General features: G+C 37.5%; 21 protein-coding genes. 11 read left to right on the top strand and 10 right to left on the bottom strand.

The window, feature by feature from the left end; genetic code table 11:
- Positions 1 to 90: 90 nt before the first annotated feature.
- The 4 genes from mnmA to H3R28_RS07640 are packed head-to-tail and all read right to left on the bottom strand — an operon-like array spanning position 91 to position 3838.
- Positions 91 to 1152 carry a tRNA 2-thiouridine(34) synthase MnmA gene (gene mnmA, locus H3R28_RS07655; RefSeq protein WP_198210561.1) on the bottom strand — a complete coding sequence of 354 codons (1062 nt, stop codon included), beginning with the start codon at positions 1150 to 1152 and terminating at the stop codon, positions 91 to 93.
- 4 nt (positions 1153 to 1156) lie between these two features.
- The gene (locus H3R28_RS07650; protein WP_198210560.1) at positions 1157 to 1471 is read right to left on the bottom strand and encodes a ferredoxin family 2Fe-2S iron-sulfur cluster binding protein; all 315 of its coding nucleotides are present in this window, start codon (positions 1469 to 1471) and stop codon (positions 1157 to 1159) included.
- 47 nt (positions 1472 to 1518) lie between these two features.
- A complete protein-coding gene (locus H3R28_RS07645; RefSeq protein ID WP_347401018.1) occupies positions 1519 to 2670 on the bottom strand; it encodes a cysteine desulfurase family protein in 1152 nt (383 codons plus the stop codon).
- 46 nt (positions 2671 to 2716) lie between these two features.
- The gene (locus tag H3R28_RS07640) at positions 2717 to 3838 is read right to left on the bottom strand and encodes a cysteine desulfurase family protein (RefSeq protein ID WP_198210559.1); all 1122 of its coding nucleotides are present in this window, start codon (positions 3836 to 3838) and stop codon (positions 2717 to 2719) included.
- 383 nt (positions 3839 to 4221) lie between these two features.
- Here H3R28_RS07640 and H3R28_RS07635 point away from each other — a divergent pair, with 383 nt between their 5' ends.
- From H3R28_RS07635 to H3R28_RS07615, 5 genes are all read left to right on the top strand, one after another.
- Positions 4222 to 4878, top strand: coding sequence for an alpha/beta hydrolase (locus H3R28_RS07635; protein WP_110439421.1), 657 nt, complete (start codon positions 4222 to 4224; stop codon positions 4876 to 4878).
- 137 nt (positions 4879 to 5015) lie between these two features.
- Positions 5016 to 6524 (top strand): APC family permease, encoded by a 1509-nt coding sequence (locus H3R28_RS07630; RefSeq protein WP_198210558.1) that lies wholly within the window; start codon positions 5016 to 5018, stop codon positions 6522 to 6524.
- Between the two features lie 39 nt (positions 6525 to 6563).
- Positions 6564 to 7385, top strand: a complete 822-nt coding sequence (locus H3R28_RS07625; RefSeq protein ID WP_198210557.1) for a glycosyltransferase family 2 protein — start codon at positions 6564 to 6566, stop codon at positions 7383 to 7385.
- Positions 7386 to 7407: 22 nt separating this feature from the next.
- Complete coding sequence (locus H3R28_RS07620; RefSeq protein WP_198210556.1) at positions 7408 to 8178, top strand: TSUP family transporter; 771 nt, start codon at positions 7408 to 7410, stop codon at positions 8176 to 8178.
- Positions 8179 to 8223: 45 nt separating this feature from the next.
- Entirely contained in the window at positions 8224 to 8610 is a 387-nt protein-coding gene (locus tag H3R28_RS07615; RefSeq protein ID WP_198210555.1) for a DUF4186 domain-containing protein, read from the top strand.
- On the opposite strand, the gene H3R28_RS07610 is transcribed toward H3R28_RS07615, so the two are convergent.
- From H3R28_RS07610 to H3R28_RS07595, 4 genes are all read right to left on the bottom strand, one after another.
- Positions 8552 to 9721 carry a glycosyltransferase family 4 protein gene (locus tag H3R28_RS07610; RefSeq protein WP_198210554.1) on the bottom strand — a complete coding sequence of 390 codons (1170 nt, stop codon included), beginning with the start codon at positions 9719 to 9721 and terminating at the stop codon, positions 8552 to 8554. The two genes, H3R28_RS07615 and H3R28_RS07610, sit on opposite strands and share 59 nt — an antisense overlap.
- An 8-nt stretch (positions 9722 to 9729) precedes the next feature.
- The gene (locus tag H3R28_RS07605) at positions 9730 to 11637 is read right to left on the bottom strand and encodes a heparinase II/III family protein (protein WP_198210553.1); all 1908 of its coding nucleotides are present in this window, start codon (positions 11635 to 11637) and stop codon (positions 9730 to 9732) included.
- A 66-nt stretch (positions 11638 to 11703) separates the two neighbouring features.
- On the bottom strand, positions 11704 to 12369 hold the full coding sequence (gene rpe, locus H3R28_RS07600) for a ribulose-phosphate 3-epimerase (RefSeq protein WP_110439414.1): 666 nt from the start codon (positions 12367 to 12369) through the stop codon (positions 11704 to 11706).
- Between the two features lie 147 nt (positions 12370 to 12516).
- On the bottom strand, positions 12517 to 13839 hold the full coding sequence (locus tag H3R28_RS07595) for an RsmB/NOP family class I SAM-dependent RNA methyltransferase (protein WP_232351272.1): 1323 nt from the start codon (positions 13837 to 13839) through the stop codon (positions 12517 to 12519).
- Between the two features lie 291 nt (positions 13840 to 14130).
- On the opposite strand from H3R28_RS07595, the gene H3R28_RS07590 reads away from it, so the two are divergent.
- The 5 genes from H3R28_RS07590 (at position 14131) to H3R28_RS07570 (ending at position 19539) form a co-directional block, all read left to right on the top strand.
- Positions 14131 to 14910 (top strand): glycosyltransferase family A protein, encoded by a 780-nt coding sequence (locus H3R28_RS07590; RefSeq protein ID WP_198210551.1) that lies wholly within the window; start codon positions 14131 to 14133, stop codon positions 14908 to 14910.
- A gap of 111 nt (positions 14911 to 15021) precedes the next feature.
- Positions 15022 to 15729, top strand: a complete 708-nt coding sequence (locus H3R28_RS07585; RefSeq protein WP_198210550.1) for a YggS family pyridoxal phosphate-dependent enzyme — start codon at positions 15022 to 15024, stop codon at positions 15727 to 15729.
- Positions 15730 to 15786: 57 nt separating this feature from the next.
- Positions 15787 to 17895 (top strand): potassium transporter Kup, encoded by a 2109-nt coding sequence (locus H3R28_RS07580; RefSeq protein ID WP_155566373.1) that lies wholly within the window; start codon positions 15787 to 15789, stop codon positions 17893 to 17895.
- On the top strand, positions 17895 to 19094 hold the full coding sequence (gene hemW / locus H3R28_RS07575) for a radical SAM family heme chaperone HemW (RefSeq protein WP_198210549.1): 1200 nt from the start codon (positions 17895 to 17897) through the stop codon (positions 19092 to 19094). The genes H3R28_RS07580 and hemW overlap by 1 nt, the downstream gene beginning before the upstream one ends.
- Positions 19095 to 19113: 19 nt before the next feature.
- Positions 19114 to 19539 carry a DUF1489 family protein gene (locus tag H3R28_RS07570; protein WP_155566371.1) on the top strand — a complete coding sequence of 142 codons (426 nt, stop codon included), beginning with the start codon at positions 19114 to 19116 and terminating at the stop codon, positions 19537 to 19539.
- Between the two features lie 54 nt (positions 19540 to 19593).
- Here H3R28_RS07570 and H3R28_RS07565 read toward each other — a convergent pair whose 3' ends face one another.
- Both H3R28_RS07565 and metE read right to left on the bottom strand, forming a co-directional pair.
- Positions 19594 to 19800: a hypothetical protein gene (locus H3R28_RS07565; protein ID WP_110439407.1), complete on the bottom strand. Its 207-nt coding sequence runs from the start codon at positions 19798 to 19800 to the stop codon at positions 19594 to 19596.
- A 182-nt stretch (positions 19801 to 19982) separates the two neighbouring features.
- Positions 19983 to 22280: a 5-methyltetrahydropteroyltriglutamate--homocysteine S-methyltransferase gene (metE, locus tag H3R28_RS07560; RefSeq protein ID WP_198210548.1), complete on the bottom strand. Its 2298-nt coding sequence runs from the start codon at positions 22278 to 22280 to the stop codon at positions 19983 to 19985.
- A 131-nt stretch (positions 22281 to 22411) separates the two neighbouring features.
- On the opposite strand from metE, the gene H3R28_RS07555 reads away from it, so the two are divergent.
- Complete coding sequence (locus H3R28_RS07555; protein ID WP_155567686.1) at positions 22412 to 23311, top strand: LysR family transcriptional regulator; 900 nt, start codon at positions 22412 to 22414, stop codon at positions 23309 to 23311.
- The last annotated feature ends 66 nt before the right edge of the window (positions 23312 to 23377 follow it).

Raw genomic sequence — 23377 nt, 5'->3', positions numbered from 1 at the left:
TTTATTAACTTACTAAAATAATATCTGATTTAATAACTGAAATTCACTTTAAAAGTAAAGTTTAACCTAAAGTAATATCAAATTAAATTTTTACAGAATAAATCCACCTCCTAAAACACGTGTCCCTTGATAAAAAACACATGCCTGACCAGGTGCTGGGTTAGCAGCCGTTTCCAATTCTACTCTTACCCTATCCTTTTTTTCAATTATAACTTTAGCAGGTCGTTCCTGATCCCGCGCACGAATCTGAACATTACAATATATAAATTCAGTAGGCACAGGAATAAGCCAGTTCAAATCGCGCAAATAGAATGTTTGACAAATATTGTTTTGTTTTGGGCCAATAACGATTCTTCTTTTTTCGGATTCAATTCGTAACACCATTTGTCGCTGCCCATCCCGCATGGCAAGATTACCCAATCGTTTTGTTTGACCAATGGTATATTTAGCAATACCTTCATGATGACCAATCACAACGCCCTGCTCGTCAACTATCTCGCCTGGCATAACACCTTCTGGCGCCAATTTCTCAATAACTTTTATATAAGAATTATCTGTAACAAAACATATGTCCTGGCTATCCGACTTCTGAGCAACAGCCAAATCAAAACGTTCGGCTTCTTCCCGAACTTTATCTTTATTTGGCATATCCCCTAAAGGAAAACGCAAATATTCAAGCTGTTCAAGTGTGGTGGCGAATAAAAACCATGATTGGTCTCGACTTAAATCAACTGGACGGTGCAACTCGGGACCATTTTTTCCCACAATTCGACGTACATAATGACCTGTTGCCATCGCTTCTGCCCCAAGCTCTCGCGCCATTGTCAATAAATCCGTAAATTTGACTCCCTGATTACAGGCAATACATGGAACAGGAGTTTCTCCCTTTTGGTAAGATTGTGCGAAACGTTCAATTACCGTTGTTTGAAAACGGTCTTCCGCATCGATAACGTAATGCGGAATACCGAGCTTTTCTGATACCCTACGTGCATCCCTGATGTCCTGACCTGCACAACAGGCACCTTTTTTAACCACACCTCGCGCATCATAAAGCTGCAAGGTGGCACCAAAAACCTCATGGCCTTGTTCTTTTAGAAGAGCAGCCGTAACGGAACTGTCCACTCCGCCCGACATTGCAATCATAATACGCATTGGTTCAGGATAACTTTGGCAAACGAACAACTAAACCATCCAATTCTTCTGCCATAATAATCTGACAACCCAATCGAGAGGTTTTTTCCAACCCAAAAGCCATATCCAGCATCTCCTCCTCCTCTTCTGCGGCGGGCTTTAATTTATCCCACCATGATTCATCAACAATTACATGACAGGTCGCACAAGCCAATGATCCCTCACAAGCACCTTCAAGATCAATTCCATGCTTATGCGCTATTTCCAATACTGAAAGCCCTACAGGAGCATCCACCTCACGACGTGTTCCATCTTGTTCAATAAAAACTATATGTGGCATTTTATAGAATTCCTTATTTAAAAACCAATTAATATTCTGATTTTAACTCATGTCCCTTTTCTTACATCATACCATGCTGAATAAAGGTCATGAACGGTTTCAACGACTTCTTGTTTTGTTGTCATCCGACCAAAAGAAAAACGGATACTAGATAAAACTTCTTGTTCTGACAATCCCATGGATTGTAAAACATAGGATGGCATAGAAACATGATTGCATGCTGAACCTGTTGATAAACATAAATGAGGAATTCTTGCCAAAAGATCAAGGGCCTTAACCTCTGGAAATTGTAGATTAACACAATTTGACAAGGCATATTCGATTGATCCATTAATTTTAAGTTGTGGAATTCTTGCCTGCAATTCATTTATCAAAAAATGTTTATAAGACGCCAAACGCCTGATCTCTTCATTTCCCTCATTCTGGAATAGCGAAAATGCCTTACCCAAACCAACAATCAAGGGGACTGGCAAAGTTCCTGATCGAATTCCTCGTTCCTGATATCCTCCATAAAATAAAGGTTCCACCCTTACCCGAGGTTTACGTCTTACATATAAAATGCCAATTCCTTTGGGCCCATAAATTTTATGCCCGGAAATTGAGGCAAGATCAATTCCCCAGGAACGCAACTGGATTTTTTCAGATATTTTTCCACAAGCCTGAGACAAATCACAATGAAAAAGAGCACCATATTCATGAGACAATGCCGACAAATAAGGAATGTTCTGTATAACTCCTGTTTCATTATTAGCGGCCATGACACTGACTAATATTGTTGGAACCTGCAATGCCGCTTTCAAACTATCAGGATCAATCAATCCATCGGATTGAACTGGCAAAATAAAAGGATCAGCACCAATAGACTGTAAATTCTGGACTGTTTCAAGAACGGATTTATGTTCAGTCGCAATCGTGATAACCCGTTTGGTCTTGGGATAATGATCAATTAGATAACGCACACTACCCTGCAAGGCAATATTATTGGATTCTGTCGCACCAGAGGTAAAAATAATTTCTTGAGAAACCACCCCGAGCATTTCGGCAATGTCGGCACGAATCTTATCAATGGTTTCAGCAACATATTTACCCAATATATGCTCTGAATTAGCATTTGCAAAATTATGCACAAAATAGGGTAGCATCGCTTCAACAACACGTTCGTCACACGGTGTGGTCGATTGATAATCAAGGTAAATCACCTTTTCTTTTATCTTGTTTTTTCCTGAAAAATCCATTTTCTATAGATTATGAATCCTTTGACTTTTGAATCAACTGGCCATAAACATGAATAAAAGTTTCAACATCTTTTTGCTGGATATTCCATGGTAAAGATACACGGATCGTACAATCAGCCAATTCTTCCAACCCCATTGCTGATAAAACAGGTGAACGAGATAATTTCCCTGAAAAACATGCAGATCCCGTTGAGACACAGAAACCAGCCATATCCAAAGCCATAAATAATTTTTGTGCCGAAACTCCAGCATAAGCTATAGAGGATGTATTATCTAAGCGTTCAGCTTCCTCGCCACAAATGACGGCTCCATATTTTTTCACTTCTTTTTCCAAATAATTACGTAATTTTAAAATATTGGAACGATCTTCTTTACAGGCCTCTTTTGCGGCGGTCATCAACCCTATAATTGCCGGAACAGCCAGAGTACCTCCCCTTCTTCCCTGTTCCTGTCCTCCTCCACTAAAAAGAGGATTTATCTTTTTCGCATTTCTTTCATGACCAGCCAATAACAATGCGCCTACCCCTTTTGGACCTCCCATTTTGTGAGCTGAAAGAATCAGGCTGTCCGCTCCGATATCTTCCAAATTGAACATTATACGTCCAGCAGCCTGAGCTGCGTCTACATGAAGAATTGCACCATATTCATGACAAATTTTTGCTGCCTGTTGAATGGGATGTAATACACCTGTCTCATTATTGGCCAGCATTAAACACACTAAGGGAGGTATTGACGTTTTTTTTAGGGCATCTTCTAAAAAGTTAAGATCGACAATGCCCTGCCGTGTTACAGGTAATTTTTTTTTTGAAAGGTCAATCTGCATGATTGCAGGGTGTTCCGTAGCCCCTACCCAAAGAGGACGTTGTTGGTTGCCTTCACCAATCTGACCATGCACAGCCAGTACATCTGCCTCTGTCCCACCAGAGGTAAAAATACAATTTTGAACGCTCCCCCCGAATAATTCGACCAAGGTTTCTCTTGCATCTTCCATTTGATTATAAATCTTGCGTCCCATTTGATGAACAGACGTTGGATTACCAGTCTGCTGCATGATATCCACCATTGCAGATATAACTGAAGAGCGCATGGGCTCACTGGCATTCGCATCTAGATATATAGATTGTCGTATCATTTCATTTATAATCCAATTTATTATATTAAACCATGAATTCCAAAAATAACCCGCATAATTTATTGCATTACAACAATAATTTAATTAAATCTGTATTTAATTTACAATATATAAATACAAATATGAACCCTGTTACCTTATAATAGAAATATTTTCACAGATTTACTGGTAAATAAGCAAAGACAAAGGATATGTTAACCTTGTCCGATCACCATATCGCTATTGATTTTTCATTTATATTTTATAGATAAGACAAAAACACTTTCACTTTATAAGAAATATCTTTATAGAGATAAACTGTTTTTATTGTTTTCCTACACTCACTTATATTATTGTTAAATCTTACAAATTGTGCCAGTTTTAATAGATAAACGGATCGTTCTATGCCAGAGGTAATGTTTGCAGGCCCAGCAGGTCGTCTTGAAGGACGCTATCACCATTCCAGTCAACCTAACGCCCCCCTTGCCTTAATCCTACATCCCCATCCTCTGCAAGGTGGGACAATGAATAACCGAATTGCCTATACAATGTATTGTGCATTCCAAAAAATGAATTTTTCTGTACTACGTTATAATTCCCGTGGTGTTGGACGGTCTCAGGGACAATATGATGGTGGTATTGGTGAAATATCCGATGCGGCAGCGGCCCTGGACTGGTTACAGATGGCGAATACAAATTCCAGGGAATTATGGATCGCGGGGTATTCGTTTGGAGCCTTTATTGGAATGCAGCTCTTGATGCGTCGTCCTGAAATACAAGGATGGATCAGCATCGCGCCATTGGCAAACCACTATGATTTTAATTTTCTTGCACCTTGTCCATGCAGCGGTTTGATGATCGCAGGAGAATCCGACAGCATTGTCCCATTGCAGGAAATTGACAAACTTGTTGAAAAACTTAACACTCAAAAAGGCATCAAAGTTGCCTATAATACAATCCCTAATGCCGATCATATTTTTGCCGATCAAACTGAGCAGATCGAAAAAACAATTACCAATTACGTTAAGAAAATTTTAAAGAACAGATCTGATCAACCTTAGATTAACGTTGTTCTTTTATATCTCTTTAATTTTCCCGAATTAGATACATTTTATGTTAGGTAAAATATCTGAATTTTATTTTATCATAAAATGTTGTCTTTCTTTTGGTTTATTACCTAACCCTTTACACAAAAAATATGGCCTTTTTCTCTAAACGCAAATCACTGGAACAACTTACACTTGATTCAAAAAAACATGGTCTAAAACAATGTTTGGGCCCATGGCGTTTAACAATGATTGGGGTCGGCTCTACCATTGGCGCAGGCATTTTTGTCATGACAGGAACAGCCGCGGCTAATTTTGCTGGACCAGCAATTCTTTTATCCTTCATTATTGCTTCAATAGCATGTTTATTTACTGCCCTTTCCTATGGCGAACTGGCATCCACTATGCCGACTGCAGGATCGGCCTACAGTTATGCCTATACATCACTTGGTGAAAAATTCGCTTGGATTGTTGGATGGTTACTGTTGTTGGAATATGGAATATCGGCTGTATCAGTTGCCTCAGGATTTTCGAGTTATAGTGTATCCCTACTAAAAGATTTCCATATTCATATCGCTTCATGGCTACATAATCCCATGATTCAACCTGCAATTGGTGGATATGGAAAAGGAATTGTATTTGTTAAGTCCCTTGACCTTATTGGAGCAGGATCTGTTCTGATCGCAGCCATCTTCCTCTTATATGGGGTTTCCGAATCAACAACAATTAATGCAATAATCGTCAGTTTAAAAATCGGAGTATTAATTCTTTTTATAATTTTGGGATTTCACTATATTAAACTGGAAAACCTGACACCTTTTATCCCCTCCTCAACAGGTCCGATGAATTTTGGAATCAGGGGCATTTTTCGGGCAGCCTCAACAATTTTTTTTGCCTATATAGGCTTTGAAGCTGTTTCCACAGCCGCATCAGAAGCCAAAAATCCTAAAAAGGACATCCCCTTTGGAATCATAGCTTCCTTGTTTGTTTCAACCATGATCTATATTGGTGTAGCGCTAATTTTAGTCGGGGTTGTTCCTTATAGAAAATTAAACATTTCTGATCCACTGGCCCTGGCAATTGATTATATGAACATGCCAAACCTGGCCTGGATTTTGAAATCTAGCGCAGTTATCGGACTTTGCTCAGTAATGCTCGTTTTGCTATATGCTCAAAGCCGCATTTTCTACATCATGGCACAGGACGGATTGCTTCCACCAATTTTTAGCAAACTTCATCCTAAACATTGTACACCTTGGATAGGAACCATTATCCTTAGCCTCAGCATCGCCATTACGACAGCTTTTTTACCTATTGATATCATAAGTGACCTAATCAGCCTTGGAACCTCTCTGGCATTTGGTATTGTCTGTTTCACGGTTATATGGCAGCGGAATGTTCATCCCAATATTCATCGACCCTTTCAGGTACCCTTTGGTGGATTCAAGATTAGAAATATCTGGATTGGCTATATTCCCGTTTGCGGCATCCTATGTTGCCTGACCATGATTTTTCCCTTGATCATTGACATGATTTATTCCCTAATTAATCACAATCCACTTCCACTGCTCTTAATGTTTATTTATAGTGTAATCGGTGTATTTGGCTATTATTATTACGGACGCAAACATTCAATTCTGTCCAATTCAAAAGAAAAATGATATTTTAAAAAAATAGTTTTTTTTAAATATGATTTTATTATGAATTTTCCATCACCCCTTCGCATTGCCGCCATTACAAAATGCTATAAAGAAACAACCATGCTTCCCATATGGATCAGGCATTATGCCAGACTAGTAGGAAAAGATAACTTATTCATACTTGATGATGGCAGCGATCCGCCTGTCAAAGCTGAACAATACATTTATGTTGAGCACATTCCACGTCGCAAGTATTTGGATGAACAAGATAGCGTCAATATAATGAGCGAATGGCAGCATAAACTTTTAAAACTTTATGACTGGGTTCTTTGTATTGACACAGATGAATTTATAATCCCCCGTCCATCTCGTTGGACTTCCTTACATGAATATCTTGCACAATGTTCTGCCAAAACATGTCGATGTGTAGGTGTGGAAATCATTGATCCTTTGATTGGAAAACCTGTTGATTGGTCAAGACCCATTTTAAAACAACGTTCCAAGGGCACCATTAAAAGTTGGTCATGCAAACCCTCAGTTTCATCAGTTCCGACGCGATGGGAACCCGGTTTTCATCGATGTCAAAATGAAACCCTTTTTGCGCACGATTTATGGCTGTTTCATTTGAAATATGCTGATCAGAACCACCTCCTAGAACGTTCAAAACTCAGACGCAGAATTCCAAGAAACCCGGAAGATATTAAAAATGGATTGGGAACCTCACATTTAATATCCGACAATATTCTAATCAGGTTTCTAAAATCGCAGAGATCAAAAATTGGCACAGGAACCTTGGATGACTATTTGATCACTAATCCTGATCCTGATAACGCTGATTCACTCTATCTTGATATTCCCCATGAGTTTATTGATTTTTTATAATCAATTAAACAGACATCTCTAAATGCATTTTTATTTTTATGATTGTTTTCTATTTTTCATCGGTTTAATAGCCGGGACAATTGATACCCTTGCAGGTGGTGGAGGTTTAATAACCGTACCCGCTCTACTTTTTACCGGTATTAATATAATTCCTGCATTAGGTACAAATAAATTGCAATCAGCAATTGGTGAATTATCAGCCACATTACGATTTTGGAAAAGCGGACAACTAAGTTTTCATGGGCTTGCCATCCCTCTGTTTTTCACTGTAATCGGATCTGCCATAGGTACAATTACATTACAATACAGCGCTGATCAGACCCTGAACAAAATAGTCCCATGGCTTTTATTGGCAATATTGCTTTATTATTATTTATTTCCAAACCTACATTTCAATCTTGAAAAAAGACAGTTGCCCATAAAACCGAAAATACTGCCATGGATGGGGACTGTAATTGGATTTTATAATGGCTTTTTTGGACCTGGAACAGGAGCGATCTGGACAATTTCATTAATGCAGATTTACAAATTACGTATTAACACTGCGACAATAATTACAAAACCATTAAATATCGCTGGAAATATTACCGCGCTCAGTATTTTCATATCAGGCGGACAAATCAACTATTTTAGTGCATTTATAATGGGTGTTGGTTCTTTTATAGGCGGACAAATTGGTGCATCCTTGGTTATTTACAAGAGTTCACGTTTTTTGTGTGTATTTTTTTTAATTGTCATGACATCATGCGTATTTTACAGTTTTGTCAAATATTATAATATACATTTTGTTTGATTTATGATAATCACAGAAATAATTATTTATTAAAAAGTCACAAGAATGGTTCCTTCTTCCACAGAATTAATCTTGGATCAGCTTAATCATTCAAAATTCCGGTCTAGATTTACATTACATGAAAAAGAACGAAAATATCTAATCGATAAAGGCCTTGATAAAATAATTGAACATGCTACGGATTTCATCAATCAACGTCTGGCTCCTGCTTTTCCAAAAAATGATGGAAAACAAACGCCATGGAAAGGACATCCTGTTTTTATCGCCCAACATGCCACAGCAACTTGTTGTCGCAGCTGCCTTGAAAAATGGTATAAGATTCAAAAGGGACAGGCCTTAACACAGACAGAAAAAGATTTTATCCTCGATTTAATCAAGGCTTGGATAAAAAGGGATTATCAAACCCATCAATCTGTGAAAAAACATTCATAACACGATCCAGACAGATAGCTTCGGTATACATTGATAAAGCCCTGGCCCGCCCATTTTCTCCCATTTTTTTTCTTTGTTCTGGATGAAAAGCAAGCCAGGCCATTGCCCTGGATAGCAAAGATATAGAACCTGGCGGGATCAATAGCCCTGTTTCTGAATGCTGAACTTGTTCTCGGGGACCCCGTATTGAAGTGCCTATAACAGGTAAACCACTTAACATTGCCTCGATAATGGACATTGGTAACCCTTCAAAATGACTGGGTAAAACAAAAACATCAGCAGCTTTCATCAACTGATCTATGTCTTGACGATATCCCCAAAAACGTATTTGATTCCCCAATTTTTTTTGTGCTTTATTAAAAAGTTTATCCAATACGAAACCATAATCAGAAGGCAATCTTTCACCTACAATCCATAATTCAGCTTCTGGAAGCTTTTCTGCAATTGCAGAAAAAGCGATGATTAACTCTGGATAACCTTTATGTTGAACAAGACGGGAAACTATCATAAAAACTATATGATTCTGTGGAATCTTGTTTGCCTGTCTAAATTTCTGTTTCAGGTCAATATCAGAAAAGAATTTTGCTGGATCCCGGCCGTTCCCTATAAAAATAGGATTGGAATGAATACCCAGCCTTTTAGCATCTCGAGCCTCTTCCTGAGAGACAGTCATGTAAAAATTCGTAATTTTTCCACAACACCATTCAAGAACAAAGGATAATAGACGTCTTATCCATGATTTTATACCTTTCCCGGGTTGATTAAAAAGGTATCCGTGACAAGTATAAATAATTACAGGCGTTCCACATAAAAAAGCGGCTATACGCGCCAATACGCCACTTATGGGCATATGGGCATGAACGATATCTGGTTTTTCAAGCTTGATTATACGGTAAAGAACCCACAAAGCTTTTAACTGACCTATGATCGAAAAAGAACGGACAAAAGGAACGGTTCGGATCCGAAATCCCTCTTGTCTCACTTTCTCCAATAACCTTCCTTCTGCACAAACACCAATGACTTGATGGTGACAGGAACGCAACCTACGCATTAAGGGAAGTAGAAATTGATATAAGGCAAAATCAACATGTGCAATTTCCAAAATTTTCATAAATTCATTTATGCCTTACGACGCAGAGCCCATCGAATTTTAGTTATTTTTTCTTTATCATTTTGAATATTCTTAATATTTGAATGATTTAAAGAACTATTTATTTCTGATTGCCTCTGAATTTCTGAAGTTTTTTCCGACAAATCTTCAGGCATTCCAACAGAAACATGATCCGCAGTGTTTTTTTGCCATATTTTTGCATCATCGTTTTGATTATGGAAAATAGCCACATAATCAGATCCTTCTTCTTTTTGCTCTTCGTTTAAAACCGATTGTTTGTCTTGTTTCTCAAATTTAGTTATAGAAGCTCTATTCTCTTCAACATCATTTTTTTTTGATTGATGCAGATTATATAAAACAATCTGTTTAGTCGCAAGTCGAACTTTTTCACCAAAGTAGACGCTATTTTCAACTCTTCCCTCTGCATCGGAAAAACGGAACCACCAAATTTGTTTACCTTCTTGAGGATGTTGAAACGATAAAACAAAAAATTTTTCCTTCTCATTTTTCCGAATTTCAACCAATTTTTCTTCAACTTTAACCGAAGGATGTAAATGAAAACGAATAGTAAAAGGATAAGACTGATCAAAATCGAGCGTTTCCTCCCCTCTTAAATCCTGACCATCCGCAGAAAGATAAAATTTACGATGATAAATTACACCATATGCTTTTTGCCAGCCATTATGACTTAATTCCACCCAATGAGCACCCTCAGTCATTTCATGAATTGATTCAACTTTAAAATTTAAATCTTTTAATTGATTATCCTCCAGTAAAACACTTTCTGTATTGGATAATTTTAGAACAGAATGAGCCGCGGTTCCCGCCAACGCAGATCGCCAGGCTGATGATCCTCCAGCGCCACAATTAACAATTAATCTCTGTTTACCAACAGAAAATTCAAAAGATAAAGCACCAAGATATTTTATATCTACCTTTTTCGGTGGAACACCACTATCAATTAACAGAGTTGAACGATTGGCAAAACAACGAATATATCCACCCGCTTTCATATCCGTCATGGCGACACGTTTTTGTGTGGAATTACTCAGAACACGATCAATAAAATGTGCCTTATTCTCACTGGAACCATTAAATAGTGCAAGCCTGCCATCACCATGTCGCAATGCCCTTAAAGCACGACTGACATTATCAAGCACTAGAATAAGTTCGGAAGGGGGACGCATATTGATCAACTGATACATCAAACGAATTTCGGTCAGATCTCTCAATACATAAAGTTGTATTTCAGGGTTTCGTTCAATATGTATTCCATCTTCAAAAATCTGTTCAGCCAGTTCACTTTGCAGGAATTTACTGATTTTTGGTATTAAATCAAATTGTTCCGGCATACATAATGCAAGAGCCAGAGCGGCCTTTAATAACGTAAAATTTTCATGTGTATGATTGTCCAAAGGAAGCATGGCAACAACATATCTTCCTTCTTTCATAATTCGACGCATAAATTGTTGATGAAAATATTTTTCTGCTGATGCCGCAAAAAAATCATAGAACCCCAACCAATTCACTATACGATCTGCAAGGATAATCGGTCTGTAAACAACAGAATCATAAGATGATGGTGAATTGCCAATCCAATCCGTCACCAAATTTCTTGCTGCAAGACGCGCATTTTCTGTCCCTAGCTCTCGCATATCCCGTAACCATGAAAAACCATGCAGTTTGCCAATAATTTCACAGGAGAGGTTTTTATCACCCCATTGACCGGGATATAGGGAAATAACATAATCCTGATAAATAAATTCCCCTTTTACAAGATGCATGCCATAAACAGAATTTCCGGTCCATAAATCTCGCAAAATATATGCTGGAACTTCGGGAATCTGTCCATAACCAATGGCAGGTAATCGTACCAGAGAAAGTCGGATTTTTTTTACCATTTCTTGAAAAGCCATCCTAAGCCTCCCTATTTCTCTGAATCATTTCTCCTAATGGGTGAAAGTCATAATTTAGCAAATTTTTTACTTTTTAGTTCCCCGCAATGCATCTATTGCCTGACCATAATCAGGTTGACCATAAATTGAAGTTCCAGCTATCAAAACATTGGCTCCCGCTTCTATCACCAGGGGTGCAGTTTGAACATTAATCCCGCCATCAACACTAATATGAATGGAACGACCCGACTTTTGAACCATTTCATGTATTGCACGAATTTTCGCTAATTGACTGGATAAAAATTTCTGTCCACCAAAACCAGGATTTACAGTCATAATTAGAATATTATCTACAAGATCTATAACCTCGGAAATTGCATTGGCAGGTGTGGCCGGACATAATACTATCCCGGCTTTTATTCCAAACGATTTGATATGTTGCAAGGAACGATGCGCATGAGGCCCCGCCTCGATATGAAAAGAAATTTGATCGGCACCCGCCTGAACAAACGGTTCGATAAAAGGATCGACAGGTTCAATCATAAAATGCACATCAAAAAACAACTTGCTATAAGATCGCAAAGATTTGAGAACTACTGGGCCAAAAGTCATATTGGGAACAAAATGACCATCCATAACATCAAGATGTATCCAGTCAGCACCATGTTTGTCAACCGCCCTAATTTCCTCTCCCAAACATGCGAAATCTGCCGAAAGAACACTGGGAGCAATCAAGGGAACCCTTATATCCAATTTACAGCCTTTCTAAAATTTTCAAATACTATGTCAAACTATTAACTGCAGTTTATGATAAAATTTATGAATTGAACAGAAAAAACACGATTTGATTTTATCGTGTCCACCAATACAAAGATATATTTCACTTGAAATAATGTTTAATTAGTCTTCTTTTACAAAACGTGCGATAAAAAAACCATCCATTCCGCCTTTTTCTTGCCACATAGAAGGAAGCGTCCTAATCCATCCCTCTTCTGTTAATGCTTCAGTTAAAAATGGAATTTCTTTTTGTGTAAATGGTTGAGCCCTAACACCAGGTAAATTTCTAAAGAATTCTGCCTGCTCTTCTGCCTCGGAGCGCTGTAGGGAGCAAACACTGTAAACTAATCGTCCTCCTTTTTTTAGATAACTGATCGCTGCACCAATCAACTTTCGTTGAATCTTAACAAGACTTTGAATTTCATTTTCTTTTTTTAAATGCAAAACATCTGGATGTCGTCTAAAAATACCCGTGGCAGAACAGGGGGCATCCAATAATATCGCATCAAATTCATTTTGATAATTTAAACTTCCAGCATCACCAAGAACCAACACTGCATCCATCTGTAACCGGTTCAGATTTTCTTTCAACCGTTTTAACCGTATAGATTTTTTTTCAACCGCAACAACATTTCCCCCTGCTTGAATTAATTGTGCTGTCTTACCACCGGGTGCCGCACATAAATCAGCAACTTTTTCATTTTCCTTCACATTCAAAAGATAGGCAGGTAGAGATGCCGCTATATCCTGAATCCAGAACTGCCCCTCCTGATAACCGTCAAGCTGTTCAACCTTTACATGACAAGAATAACGCCAATGATTATTCATTAATTGCACACCTCCTTCTGGAACAGTGGCATTCGTTTTAAAATGCATATCCAAAGGGGGTTCACTATCCAACAGGGTTGCCAACTGACGAGGATTAAATCCTGCCTGATTCCATGACTTCCATAGCCATGCAGGGATATTCAAGCGATTTTGATCAAGATCCTTCAGTATGCTTGGTCCATTTTCAGAAATCCTCCTGAGAACAGCATTGACTAGACCCGTAAACTTCGCAAATCCATTATGACGCGCAAGTTCTACAGATGTATAGATAGCGGCATGTACAGGTGTTTCCAAAAAAAGAATTTGAGCCACCCCTAGCAAAATAATCCATAATACCTGCTGTGGTGGCGATCGTTTCAAAAAAGGTTCTACAAGCGCCTCTAATGTTCCTTTTTTTCTCAAGATACAGACAATTAATCGATATGCTGCTGCCTTATCCCTTTGATCAACATCAACAGGTAAAGCATTTTTTAATGCTGTTTCTAACGGAAGATGTTTCCAGTCAAATATCTGACAAACAGTATCAAAAGCAATTTGTCGAGTAGGATCATTATTTCTGTCAGATCGGATATTTTCTTTCGATGACAGATGATTCTTAATTGATATATCTTTTTTCAAAAAATTATAACTTTTCTTACTTAAAATCATTATAGTTTTAAATGAATTAAATAGTAAATATATTCACTTTCAATAAATAAAATTACTACGTTCTCTGCTCTATTTTTCTGATAATCAATTTTTACCAGAATTGCGAGATTTCATCTTAACTAATTATTTATTTTAGACTCTAACAATAAAATATTATAAATTATCCAAAAAATAAATCCAATATAAAAGAATTTAATCCCGAATGAATTTAAATTTCATATTTAAAAAATTTATCAACATAAACCTAGAAATTATATTTAAATGAAAAATTGGACTATTCTTTTACCGTATTATAATGAAGCAACCTTTCTTCCAGGTACTCTTGAAAGCATAGCATTACAAAATTATCAAAAATTTAAACTTATACTAATCAATAATCATTCCACAGATAATTCTGAAAAGATAGCCAGAAAATTTATGGATTTTTATCCTGCAATTGAGGTGCAGTTTATTAATGAAAAACTTCCTGGCAAAACAAATGCCTTACATACTGGATTAAATCATGTCACCACTCCTTTTGTGGCAACCATGGATGCTGATACTTACTATCCTCAACATTATTTGGAATTTTGTAATCAGATCTTTGAAAGTCACCCAGAATATTCTGCCGTGATGGCTTGTGATATTTATCAGCCCTTTAAAAATCGCAAAAGTCAAAAACGATGTCGGAAAATATATTTAAAATCAAAATTAATACCCAAGCAATGTCATGCTGGAGGATATGCACAGACTTTTCGTACTAAAAGTTTAAAGCAAATTGGGGGATTTGATCAAAAATTATGGCCTTATGTCTTTGAAGATCATGAGGTTATTCATAGACTTTTAAAAATTGGTAAAGTTTATTACTCTCCAAAACATTGGTGTATTCCATCGGAAAGACGCACAAAACATAAAAATATTCGCTGGAGCCGCATGGAAAAGTTTCTATATGAATACACCCCTTTTTTTCTCAAGGATTGGTACTTTTATTCTTTCTTAAAAAACAGGTATATTAAGAAAAACACTTCCATTCTTCAGCTTAGACAACGGGAATGGGAATAAAATCCAATTAGTGAAGATTAATTTGAATACTTCAGTGAAAATAATCCTATTTGAAATAACTTACCAATACTGTATGATACAATGTGTTTCTAATTTTATATAATTTATTAAATGCATGATTCAATCCAAAAAATTATAAGCCGAAATTTAAATTCTATACGGGATAAAATTCAACAGGCTGCTTGTAAAGCTGGACGTAAACCAAATGATATTCGACTTGTTGCCGTTTCAAAATTTCATCCCATGGAATCAATATATGCAGCTTTCAAGGATAAACAGTTGATATTTGGTGAAAACCGTATTCAAGAGGCAAAAAAGAAATTTGCACCCATTTTATCGGAACAGCCAGATATTAAACTGCACATTATAGGTCCCATCCAGAGCAATAAATTATTGGATGCCGTTAAAATCGCGGATACTATTGAAACTGTTGACCGCCTGTCAATTCTCGACCCGCTTGAAAAAGCCATTCAGAAAACAGGACGGTCCCCCACTCTTTTCATCCAAATCAATACAGGAAGAGAACCGCAAAAGGCAGGAATTTTTCCCGAAGATGCGGATCATTTTATTTCATTATGCAGGAAACGGTTTGGATCATCAATTCAGGGTGTAATGGGTATTCCCCCCGTTCATGAAGACCCTATTCCTCATTTTAGAAAACTTGCCAATCTTGCCAGAAAATTTGGTCTGAATGAAATATCAATGGGAATGTCAAATGATTTTGAAACAGCCATTACATGTGGAGCAACGTATGTTAGGGTGGGAACAGGAATATTTGGAACACGCCCTTTAAATCCTAAAAATAATTCATTCCAATAATGAACAGCTGCAAATTTAATATTTACCGCAATTGCAACCTAGGTGGAGTAATATATCATGCTTTCTTCTCATGAGGAAAACATCAACCCTGATAATGAAGCAAACCAAGAAGAGAATGATAGCGTAAGTACGGATGATATCAATATCATCGAGGGAAAAACCCCTTCAAAAATAGAAAATGAGGATGAAACTCCATCAGATACACTTTATAAACAAGATACGATTGCGGTATTACCATCTCTGGATCAGGAAAACCAAGTTACAGAATTCGGAACCGATCAACCAGAACATAAAATCAGACCATTAAGTTTGGCTATTTTGTTGACTGTTCTGGGCGTTGTCTATGGTGATATCGGGACAAGCCCTATTTACGCCCTACGTTCCACAATTTTAGTTGTATCCAATCATCATAGCAATATTAAATCCTGGGAGGTTTTCGGTGTTGTCAGCTTAATTTTTTGGGCATTAATATTAATCGTTACAATTAAATATGTAACGCTGGTTATGCGCGCTGATCATAATGGAGAGGGTGGAATCCTTGCATTGATGTCCTTGGCTCAACGTGTATCAAAAACAACCAGAGGAAAAATATTTCTGGGAATTGTCGGTATTGCAGGAACCTGTCTTTTTTTTGGAGATGGAATGATTACCCCGGCAATTTCAGTTTTGTCAGCAATTGAAGGTCTGGAAGTTTCTCTTCCAGAGACAAAAAATTTCATCATTCCCCTTGCCCTTATAATCTTGGTTGCATTATTCAGTTTTCAAAGCAAGGGAACTGAACATATAGGTAAAATTTTCGGTCCAATCATGCTTATATGGTTTGCGACTATAGGTTTTCTGGGTGCCTATGAGGTTCTGAAATATCCCTATATCCTTTTGGCTCTTTCTCCGCATCATGCGATTTTATTTATTATCCATCACGGTTGGATGGCGTTTATTGCCCTTGGATCTGTCGTTTTGGCAGTAACAGGTGCTGAAGCTTTATATGCTGATATGGGACATTTTGGAAGAAGTCCAATTCGTTACAGCTGGATCTGTTTTGTCCTTCCTTGTCTGACTTTAAATTACCTTGGACAAGGTGCCCTAATTCTTTCCAATGCCAAATTTCTGGAAAACCCGTTTTTCTATTTGGCTCCTCATTGGTTTAATATCCCTCTGGTTATCCTTTCCACATTTGCAACTGTTATCGCCAGTCAGGCCGGAATTTCAGGAGGATTTTCACTTGCACGCCAATTAACCCAACTTGGATATTTTCCAAGGCTGCGTATTCGACATACCAATGCACAAGAAGAGGGACAAATTTATATTCCTGAAGTCAATAATGCCTTAATGATAGGGTCCCTCTTATTGATTTTAAGTTTCCAATCCTCTGATGCATTGGCCGCTGCATACGGAATTGCAGTTACGGGAACCTTTACTTGTACCTCTATTCTTTCCTCTGTGGTTTTTAACCGTTCTTACAAATGGTCGATATACAAAGTCGCATGTACATTTGGAATTTTCTTTATCATTGATGTCACTTTCTTTTCGGCAAATGCCCTGAAGATTCCACAAGGCGGGTGGGTCCCATTATTATTGGGAATTTGTTTGACCATCCTCATGACAACATGGAATAAAGGACGTACCCTGGTTTATAATAAACGGGCACAAAATGCTTTACCAATCGCCTCGTTTTTAAACCGCCTACCTCAATCCCATTTAACAAGGGTTCCTGGTATTGCCATTTTCATGACACCAGACCCTCTTTCTGTTCCAAGTTCCCTATTACATAACATTCGGCACAACAAAGTTTTACATGAACATGTATTTTTTGTAACTATTGAAAATCTGAAACAACCAGAGGCGGAACGTGGGCACCGTATTGCAATGCGACAACTCGCACCCAATATTTATCAAGTGATAATTCGATACGGATTTATGGAAATGCCTAATTTGCCCCGTGCTCTTGAACTGATGAAAACTCAACCCAACCTGAAATTCTTTGATACTTTACAAGCTTCATATTTTACAACAAGGGAACAAATTGTAAGAGCCCCTATTTCTAAAATGAGTAAATGGCGAATGAATATATTCATGTTCATGTTACGCAATGCCAGCCCGATTACCGATTTCTTAAGAATTCCCGTTGATCGGGTTGTTGAACTTTCAGTCCGTATTGCTGTTTGATGAATGAAATAAAATTAGTAAATTTGGAAAAAAAGACAAGAAAACATAAGCCTGATCCCTTGGCTCTTTATATCCATTGGCCTTTTTGTCTATCCAAATGTCCCTATTGCGATTTCAATAGCCATGTTGCCCAAATCATTCCACAGGAAACCTATGCACATGCTTTGCTTCAGGAATTACGTCATGCTATTTCAAATATTGAAAATTATAAGTTAAGCTCAATTTTTTTTGGTGGTGGCACCCCCTCTTTAATGGATCCTATAACAGTGCATAAATTGATTGATTATGCCATCAAACATTTACCTGTTACTGAGGACCTTGAAATCACCCTTGAAGCCAATCCAACCAGTGTTGAAATCCAAAAGTTAAAAGATTTTCAACAGGCAGGTGTTAACCGCATTTCCCTTGGTATCCAAAGTCTTAACCAACAAGCACTACAAAAGTTAGGTCGTCAACATGATGCAAAGCAGGCAATTGACGCCTTAACACTTGCCAAACGCCTATTTCCGAGAATTTCCTTTGATCTTATCTATGCACGTGAGGAACAAACCCTTTCCGAATGGCAGAAAGAATTAAAAATGGCACTGGATTTGGCTCATGATCATTTATCACTCTACCAGTTGACAATAGAACCTGGAACAGTTTTTGCCAAATATGAAAAACAGGGGAAATTATCTCTCCCTGATGAAAAATTAAGTAGTGAATTATTAATTGCCACGGAAGAAGTGACACATCAATATGGTATGTATAATTACGAAATTTCTAATTATGCTAAAATTGGTGCGGAAAGCAGGCACAATCTTGCCTATTGGCGTTATCAAGATTATATTGGTATTGGGCCAGGGGCACACGGCAGAATTACAGAAAATGCTGTTTTATATGCTACAGAACGTAAGAAAAATCCTAAAATTTGGCTTGAATTAGTGCAAAAAAATGGTAACGCCCTAATTATCAAGGAAGCCTTGAATTCAATCGACAAGGCCCGTGAAATGATATTAATGGGATTACGTTTGAAAGAGGGTGTTGATTCTATTGCCTTTCAAAAAAAATGCAATATGACTTTAACCAATGCAATCGATATGAAAATCTTAGAAGCGCTTGTAGAAGAAGATTATATCTTGTGGGACCAAAAACGGTTGAAAACAACCCCGACAGGAAGCATGCGGTTAAATGCTATTTTAGACATCTTGGTAAAATAGGAATATTATTTTGTTACACATGATGAAAGTTGCAGTTGGTATCCAAGATATTGCGCATTTGAAAATTATTAATGAACAAATGGCCGTGAATAACAATGGAAATTCATACACTTTAACACGTTTTATGCCGAAGCAGGCCGATGAAATCTTAAAAAATGGTTCCCTATACCGGGTTATTAACGGAACTTTATGTTGCCGACAGAAAATTGTTGATTTTCTGCCAGGTCAACGGGAAAACGGAAATCCCTGCATTCAAATTATTCTTGATTCAGAAATAATTCGTACCTTTTCCATTCCAATTCGCCCTTTCCAGGGATGGCGATATCTTAAAAACACTGATGCGCCTAAGGATTTGCCATTAAGCCATACAAATATATCAGCAGAATTACCTAAAAAGCTGAGAAAAGAGTTGGAAACTCTAGGATTAATTGATCCTATTAGATAGGAAATCGATAATTAACCAATATCTATAACCCTATATGGTTTATTCTTCCGTATATTATTTCTCTTTCAAAACCTGATCAGCTTTACGATCAACGGTTTCTTCCTGTTCTTTTGTTAAATTGCCTTTATGGTATTCCTCAGACGCCCTTGCTTTGGCATTCCTTGCTCTGTTTTTTGTATCCAAGGGATATTTACGCTCATCAGGCAATGCAAATTCCTGATCTGGTAAAGATTTACGTTGTTTTGATGTTAATTTAGTCATAATTACTCCCCTCCTTAAAAAAGGAAAATAACATTGAACCATTAAATATAGTTAATCATAAAACAAAATCTATTATTATTCAATTCGCCAAAAAAATTACTTTCAATCCTTCCGATATATTTTTAGAAATATATTAAATAACAATCAAGGACTGATCTTTTATTGATCAGTCCTTTTCGATACTAATTAATGTGTTTTTTTTTATATTCCTCTCTCAAGATCTGCGCTGCCTGTACCATATTTTTCAATGAAGGAATAACCTCTGACCATTGACGTGTTTTCAAGCCACAATCTGGATTAATCCATAACCTTTGAACAGGAATATATTTTTCAGCCTGATGAATTAAATGAACAATTGATTCTACTGTTGGAATATTGGGAGAATGAATATCATAAACACCTGGGCCGATGCTGTTTGGATATTCAAATTCCTCAAACGCTTTTAACAGCTCCATGTGAGAACGTGAGGTTTCAATTGTAATGACATCAGCATCCATCTGGGCAATAGCAGCAATAATATCATTGAATTCCGAGTAACACATATGGGTATGAATCTGCGTTTGATCCTTTACACCATTCGCTGTTATTCTAAAAGACCGAATTGCCCAGTCCAGATATCTTTGCCATTCTGAACGACGCAGGGGTAATCCTTCCCGTAAAGCCGCCTCATCAATTTGAATAATGCGAATACCTGCCTTTTCCAAATCCAACACTTCTTGACGTATCGCCATAGCCAATTGATAACAGGTTTCCGAACGTGGTTGATCATCTCTTACAAATGACCAGTTCAACATGGTTACAGGTCCCGTCAACATGCCCTTCATCGGTTGTGCCGTTAAAGATTGGGCGTAAGTAATCCATTCAACCGTCATTGGTTCAGGACGACTAATGTCTCCAAAGATAATCGGGGGTTTTACACATCTGGAACCGTAAGATTGAACCCAACCTTGTTGGCTAAAAACATATCCTTGTAACAATTCACCAAAATATTCCACCATATCATTCCGTTCTGGCTCGCCATGAACCAAAACATCCAATCCCAGTGATTCCTGCTGTTCGACACAATAAGCAATCGCCTCTTTCATATGATTGCCATAATCATTCAAGGAAAGTTCACCCTTACGAAATTGACTTCTAATCTGGCGTATATTCTGAGTTTGCGGGAATGAACCAATTGTAGTTGTTGGCAACAATGGCAAATTCAAGATTTTTTGCTGTAATTCCATACGATCGGCATAGGCACCTTTCCGGTTTCCCAATTCCGATGTTATCGACTGACATAGTTTTTTAATTTGATCATTATGAACTCTATTTGACTGACGTCTGTTATCCAGACAAGCCTGGTTACTAGATAACGCCTCTTTTACTGCCTCTCTTCCTTCATTTAAAGCTTTAGCCAAAACAGTAATTTCATCAAGCTTTTGTATCGCAAAAGAAAGCCATGAACGAATTTCCGCATCCATTTTACTTTCACGTTCCAGATCAACAGGAACATGTAATAATGAACATGAGGGGGCCAGCCACAATCGTTTTTTTAATATAGCATAGATAGGCTCTAGCCATTCAAGCGTAGCATTCAAATCCGTCTTCCAGATATTACGCCCATTAACAACTCCCAATGAAAGGACTTGTTTATCTTTTAGCTGTTTAATTATGGCAGGAATTTCATCACGCGCATTTATGGCATCAATATGGAACCCCTGCACCCCCAATTCTGGCAATAAAGCTATATTTTCTTTTAATTTTCCAAAATATGTTGCCAACAAAATATAGATTGGTGCCTGTTTCAAAACCCTGTAGGCAGAAACAAGTGCCTTTTTCCACTCTTCTGCAAGCTCTGTCACCAAAATTGGTTCATCAAGTTGAACCCAGCTTTCCCCCTGTTCTGCCAACTCTTGCAATAATGCTTGATATTGTTCCAAAAGTGCAGGCAACAAAGCTAGTTTGTCGCTTTTATCCTGTTCTTTTCCCAACCATAAATAGGTTACTGGTCCTAACAATACAACTTTTGTTTTTAAACCTTTCTTTTTCGCTTCCTTCAATTGATCTAGTAAAATCTGGCTATTTAAAACAAACCGTGTATCCTTTGTGAATTCCGGTACAATGTAATGATAATTTGTATCAAACCATTTAGTCATCTCACCTGCCGCAACGTGACAAAGACAAGAATTTTTTCCACCCGAACGTCCACGTGCAACCTGAAAATAATGATCTAATTTCTCTCCTTGCTGTTGTTGAATACGTGATGGAATATTACCAAAAAGAAAACTTGTATCCAGAACATGGTCATAATAGGAAAAATCCCCAACAGGAACAAGATCGAGTTTACTTTGATTCAGCCAATGACACTGCCGTAAATTTTGGGCTGTTTGTTCCAATTCACCTGAGGAAATATTTCCTTGCCAGTACGCTTCAAGCGCAAATTTCAATTCACGCTTTACACCAATTCGAGGAAATCCTAGATTATGTACTGTTACCATTTTTTATTCCTTTACTTGCCTATTCAACATCGGATTTTGCTCTACACACCCTATTCAGATAACAGAATAAAATAAAATGATATTATTTCATCGATCCATTAACTTTATTCATAGGATATAATCTTGCATTCATGATTGAGATCATTCATTTAAAAATCATTCAGGAAATCGAAACGCAAAAATCAATGACTGCCGCGGCTGTCAATTTGTGTTTGACACAATCCGCCTTAAGCCACGCCATCCGGAAACTCGAACAAAATTTGCAGGTCAGCCTATGGCGACGGGAGGGAAAATACATGCAGCTAACTCAGGCGGGACAGGAATTATTGACGCTGGCCCATCGCATATTACCTCAGATCGAACATAATGAATCAAAATTGAAACAATTTGCGCAGGGGAGTATTGGCAGTCTAAAGATTGGCATGGAATGTCATCCCTGTTATCAATGGCTGCTTAAAGTTACCTCACCCTACTTGAAACAGTGGCCTCAGGTTGAACTCGATGTCAAACAAAAATTTAAATTCGGTGGTTTAGGGGCGCTACTGAATTATGAAATAGACATCTTAATAACGCCTGACCCGATTATTAAGTCTGATCTCCATTTTGAACCTGTCTTTAATTATGAACAGATCTTAATTGTTGGACCTTCACATCCCTTCCGAAATTTACCGTATATCACTCCAGAACAAATGTCCTCAGAAACTCTTTTAACTTATCCTGTAGAACCAACTCGACTGGACATATATAGTCTCTTTATGGCACCAAAGGGTATAATGCCACGTCGTCATAAAACAATTGAAACAACGGATATAATTTTACAAATGGTTGAAAATAATCGAGGCGTAACGGCTCTACCACATTGGTTGGTACAGGAAAACAAAGAACGCTTTGAAATCTTTCCTGTCAAACTGGGAAAAAAAGGGATTCCAAAACAGTTATTTATTGGAATACGCAAGGCCGACCAATTAACTAATTATCTCGATGCTTTTATTCAGCTATCCAAACAAATATCCTTTCCAATGTCGACCTGAAATACTCAAAATAAACTGTATAATCTCCAATTTCTTACCAAATATCATAGAATAGTTTTTAACAAA

This window comes from Commensalibacter sp. M0268, from assembly GCF_016101925.1.
In the GTDB taxonomy this organism is placed as follows: domain Bacteria; phylum Pseudomonadota; class Alphaproteobacteria; order Acetobacterales; family Acetobacteraceae; genus Commensalibacter; species Commensalibacter melissae.
Note: the sequence above shows the minus strand (reverse complement) of the source record. Positions and strands in the feature narration are given on the sequence as shown.